4 protein-coding genes are annotated in these 4,528 nt (G+C 73.1%); 2 read left to right on the top strand and 2 right to left on the bottom strand.

Going from position 1 to position 4,528, the window contains the following annotated elements; genetic code table 11:
* Window positions 1-36: 36 nt before the first annotated feature.
* Both CCN44_RS41250 and CCN44_RS41245 read right to left on the bottom strand, forming a co-directional pair.
* Window positions 37-1,455, bottom strand: a complete 1,419-nt coding sequence (locus CCN44_RS41250) for a HEAT repeat domain-containing protein (protein ID WP_086704334.1) — start codon at window positions 1,453-1,455, stop codon at window positions 37-39.
* Between the two features lie 300 nt (window positions 1,456-1,755).
* The gene (locus tag CCN44_RS41245) at window positions 1,756-2,148 is read right to left on the bottom strand and encodes an ankyrin repeat domain-containing protein (protein ID WP_059248174.1); all 393 of its coding nucleotides are present in this window, start codon (window positions 2,146-2,148) and stop codon (window positions 1,756-1,758) included.
* A gap of 283 nt (window positions 2,149-2,431) precedes the next feature.
* Here CCN44_RS41245 and CCN44_RS41240 point away from each other — a divergent pair, with 283 nt between their 5' ends.
* Together CCN44_RS41240 and CCN44_RS41235 are read left to right on the top strand one after the other, a co-directional pair.
* The gene (locus tag CCN44_RS41240; protein ID WP_030620070.1) at window positions 2,432-2,626 is read left to right on the top strand and encodes a hypothetical protein; all 195 of its coding nucleotides are present in this window, start codon (window positions 2,432-2,434) and stop codon (window positions 2,624-2,626) included.
* 40 nt (window positions 2,627-2,666) lie between these two features.
* A complete protein-coding gene (locus CCN44_RS41235) occupies window positions 2,667-4,289 on the top strand; it encodes an ATP-binding cassette domain-containing protein (RefSeq protein ID WP_086704331.1) in 1,623 nt (540 codons plus the stop codon).
* Window positions 4,290-4,528: the final 239 nt, after the last annotated feature.

The raw sequence follows: 4,528 nt of genomic DNA, 5'->3' as shown, positions 1-4,528 counted from the left end.
GGAGTCAGCCGAGGGCGGCGTCGGCCGCCGTGGGAGTCAGCCGAGGGCGGCGTCGGGCCCGAAGCGGCTGCGGACCGCGGTCTGCACCTCGTCCTCCTCGGCCGGATCGGCGGCCAGGCGGCGCAGGCGTTCCACGACCCGGGCGTCACCGGTCTCGGCGTGCCGGGCGGCGAGTTCGCGGGTGGTCTCCTCGCAGTCCCACAGGCATTCGACGGCGAAGCCGGTGGCGAAGGAGGGGTCGGTGGCGGCCAGCGCGCGGGCGGCGCGGCCACGCAGGTGGGAGGAGGCCGTCTCACGGTAGACGTGGCGCAGGACGGGGGCCGCGCAGGCGATGCCGAGGCGTCCGGCGCCGTCGACGAGGGTCCACAGGGTGGGCGCGTCCGGCCCCTCGCCGCGCACGGCCTCGCGGAGGGCGCCGAGGACGAGGTCGCGGTCCTGGGTGCCGCCGCGGCAGGCGAGCATGCGGCCGGCGGCGGCGCCGAGCGCGTCGGGGCGCTGGGCCCAGCCGCGCGCGCGGTCGACGGCGGCGACGCTGCGCATCCGTTCGAAGGCGTCGACGGCGGCCTCCACGACCGGTGCCGTGCCGTCGGCGACCGCCGCCTCGATCAGCTCCAGCGCGTCCCGGTCGTTGCTGTCGGCGAGGTAGCGCAGGGCGGTGCAGCGGGCTCCGTCGGTGCCGGTCCGGGCGGCCTGGAGGATCTCGGGCCGGTCCTCGGGGCCGGCCACGGCGACCAGGCAGCGGGCGGCCGGCACATGGAGGGCGGCACCGCGCTCCATGCCCTGCTGGGCCCATTCGAAGACGGCGCGCACGCTCCACCCCGGCCGGGGCCCCGTCGGTCGCAGCTGCCGCTGCCAGCGGTCGAAACAGCCGGTCTCCTGGGCGGCACGCACGCGCGTGGCGATGGATTCGCGCGGATCCTCGGCCCACAGCCGCCAGGGCCGTGGCTCGAAGGCGTCGCGTACGGCGGCGGCCAGCTCGGCCTCGCCCTCGGGGTCGGTGCCGAAGCGGGCCAGGACGGGGGCGGCGAGGGCGCGCAGGGCCGCGTCGTCGTCCCTGAGGGCCAGCTCGTCCAGGGCCCAGGCCCAGTTGGTGCCGTGCGCGGCGTACCTGCGCAGCAGTTCCAGGGCGTCGCGCCGGCCGTAGGAGGCGAGGTGTCCGAGGACGGCCAGGGCCAGCCCGGTGCGGGACTCGTCGGTGTCGACGACGTCCTCGGGGTCGAAGAGGTGCGCCGCCACGGCGTCCAGCTCGCCGTTCAGGTCGAGGTAGAGGCGGGCGTAGTAGAGGGAGCGGTTCTCCACCTGCCAGTCGTGGCGGGGGTCGCGCAGCACACAGTGGTTCAGGGCCGCGAGCGCTTCGGCGCGCGGGGCCGTGAGCGCGTGCAGCGTGCCGTCGCCGCGGCCCCGCTGAAGCAGGCCGAGCAGCGTACCGCTGGGCGCTATGACCGGATCGAACATGGGAAACAGCCTCACATCAAGCGTCGACGCAACCGGGGAACACGCATTACCTGGCCGCGTGACACAACGTCGGAGCGCCCGCCGTCTCTTGCTTGCTGTAGACCATCTCTCTCTGCCTCTCGTCGGTGGCCCATGCGGACCGCATCACGGCCCGCGCGGTGCGGCAACACCTGCCCAGCCATCGCGTCCGTGAATCACGTCGTCATGATGACCCGCGGTGTGTGCTGCCGCGACCGTATTTCCGGCGGCCCTGTACCGCCTCCCCCGTTTTCCGTGTCGTACCTGGTCAGTGCGTCGGTGTCAGTGGACGCCGAACAGTTCCAGAAGCTCCGTCTTGCCGAACATCCGGGCCGTGTCCACGGCCGACGGCGTGCCTGCGGAAGGATCGGCTCCGCCCTCCAGGAGGGCCTTGATCACGTCCGTCTCACCCTTGAAGACGGCACCTGCGAGCGGGGTCTGGCCCCGGTCGTTGACCTGGTCCGCCGCCGCGCCGCGGGCGAGCAGCGCGCGCACCGCGTCGGCGTGGCCGTGGTAGGCGGCGAGCATCACCAGGGAGTCGCCGCGGTCGTTGGTGAGGTTGGCCGGAACACCCGCGTCGACATACGCCACGAGCGCCTCGGTCTGCCCCTGCCGGGCCAGATCGAAGATCTTGGTCGCCAGCTCCACGACCTCGGGGTCGGGGGCTTCGCTCATCGGCCGGACCGCCTCTCCTTGCTGATTCGGGGACTGCTTCGTACGAGTGAATCGCCAGCGTACTGGCTCCGGTGGCACATGACCCGATGTGCCCGAGGTAAAGATCAGCAACAGCCCCCGGCCGAGGCAACCCATCAGGTCAACCGGGCCTTGACCTCCTCCACCGGGTGGGGGAAATCAACCGATTTTCACCCAGTTGCACCTTTAATAGTATGGATACATCCTGTGATCCTGGAAGAACTCATGGTGACTGTCCCCCACCTTCGACACCAGGAGGCCCGAAATGATCCTCTCCCTCTCAGGCGTGCTGCTGCTCGGCATCGTCGTCTTCCTGTTCTTCCGCAAGGACGGACTGAAGGGCTCGCACGCCACGGTGTCGGCCCTGTTCGGTTTCTACCTGTCGACCACAGGCATCGCCCCGAGCATCAAGGCCGGTGGAGAGAGCCTGGCCAGCCTCCTGGGCGGGATCAAGTTCTGATCCTGCCCGTCCCGCCCGCACGCACCCACAGGAGTCAGCAGTGGCCCGGCGCCCCCTCCCCCGCATCCTGAGCAAGGACAGCGCCCAGATCGCCCGGACGCAGCTCGCCCGGAGCAGGGAGCTGGCCCGGACGGCGGCCGACAGCGCCACCGATGTCCTCCACCCGCTGATCACCGTCACGCGCGGGCTGCGCCTGCTGGCCGCGGCCGGCCGGCGCAGGTGGGCGGACACGCCCAAGGACAAGCGCGGGCCGCTGCTGTTCTTCGTGGCCTCCGTGTTCCTGATCGTGGCCCTGATGCCGTACGGGCCGCTGCTCGCCCTCATCACCGTGATGGCGGCGGCGGCCTGGCACGGCCGCGACCGCACCCCGCCGGCGCCCGAGGGGCCCGACGCGTCGCAGACCGAACGGCTCCAGGCGCTGTACGAGGCGCTCGTGCCGTACTTCGCGGGCGCCGACGACCCGGCGCCGCTGTACGCGCACGGCGGCGAGTGGGAGAAGGCGTACGCCGCGCACGAGTTCGACGACGCGGGACGCATCGGACACCTCGTGATCCGCTACCCCGCCTACTTCCCGGACGGCGACCCCCAGGCCCGCGCGCGGATCGAGCAGTTGCTCACCGTGAAGGCCGGGCGGAGCCGCGAGTACCACTTCGCGTGGGACGAGGAGGGCAACCAGCTCACCGTCACCGCCCTCGCCCCGCTGCCCGCCGACATCCCCGCCCAGCGTTTCGTCACCGCGCCCGGCGAGACCGTGCTCGGCTTCACCGACCCCAGCGAGGTCCAGCGCACGCTTCCCCTCTCCTACGGGGAGGAGCGGATCGACGTCCCGCCGGTCGTCTGGCGCACCGGCATCCGCTCCACCGAGCCGCACCTGCTGGCCATGGGGCACCCCGGCAGCGGCACGTCCACCCTGCTGCGGTCCATCGCCCTGCAGACCCTCCAGTACGGCGATGTACTGATCGTGGACGGCGGTGGCACCGGCGAGTACGCGTGCCTGACCGGCCGGGAGGGGGTCCTCGCCGTGGAGTGCGCCCTGCCCGGGGCGCTGGCCAGTCTGGAGTGGGCCGCGCAGGAGACCGAGCGGCGGCTCATCGCGATCAACCTGGCCCGGCAGGCGGGCGACCCGCCGCCGGAGGACACGCGGCGGCCGTTGTGGATCCTGCTGGACCGCCCCAGCGTCTTCGCGCACCTCGCCACGGCGGACGGCCGCAAGGACCCGCAGACGCTGCTCCAGGTGCCGCTGCGGCACGGCCGCGCGGCGAACGTGACCGTGGTCGTGGCCGAGCAGTTCGACAGCGCGGAGGCGTTGAGCGACGCGGTACGGCAGCACACGCGCGCGCGTGTCGTGCTCGGGACGGCGGAGCCGCAGCAGGTGGAGGCGGTGCTCGGGATGGCGCCGCACACGACGCCGATGGCGCAGGTGCCGCCCGGGCGGGGGTACGCCCGGCTGGGTTCCGGTCCGGTGCATCGGCTCCAGGTGCCGCGTACGCCCGACCCGTACGACGACGCCACGAGCGACGCCGATCGGCAGGCGGTGCTGGAACTGCTGCCTCCGCGGGCCACTGCCGTGGGGGCGGCGGATCTTTCGAAGCCGGCGGATCTTTCGAAGCCGACGGAGAAGAAGGCACCCGTGGCCGCGGAGGCGATGGCGGCCGAGAGCTAGCGAGGCACCCGGCGCCGGTGCCGGGCGGGTCGCTCACCGGCGCTGACGGGGTGCCTCCCCCGAGCTCTTCGAGCAGGGGACCCCCAGCGCCCACCCGTGCCACCCCGAGCGGCACGACTGCCCGCGGCTACGCGGGTACGCCGACCGACAGCGGCGCCACCCGACCGACGACGCTGCGGCCCCCAGGGCCACGGGGAACTGCGGCCTCGGCGCCACGCAACCGACCGCACTACAGCCCC

It is taken from the genome of Streptomyces tricolor (assembly GCF_002155905.1).
GTDB classification, from domain to species: domain Bacteria; phylum Actinomycetota; class Actinomycetes; order Streptomycetales; family Streptomycetaceae; genus Streptomyces; species Streptomyces tricolor.
Note: the sequence above shows the minus strand (reverse complement) of the source record. Positions and strands in the feature narration are given on the sequence as shown.

Excerpts from the sequence above, each read along its gene's own strand:
- CCN44_RS41250 (WP_086704334.1), bottom strand. The coding sequence starts at position 1,455 with ATGTTCGATCCGGTCATAGCGCCCAGCGGTACGCTGCTCGGCCTGCTT.
- CCN44_RS41245 (WP_059248174.1), bottom strand. The coding sequence starts at position 2,148 with ATGAGCGAAGCCCCCGACCCCGAGGTCGTGGAGCTGGCGACCAAGATC.
- CCN44_RS41240 (WP_030620070.1), top strand. The coding sequence starts at position 2,432 with ATGATCCTCTCCCTCTCAGGCGTGCTGCTGCTCGGCATCGTCGTCTTC.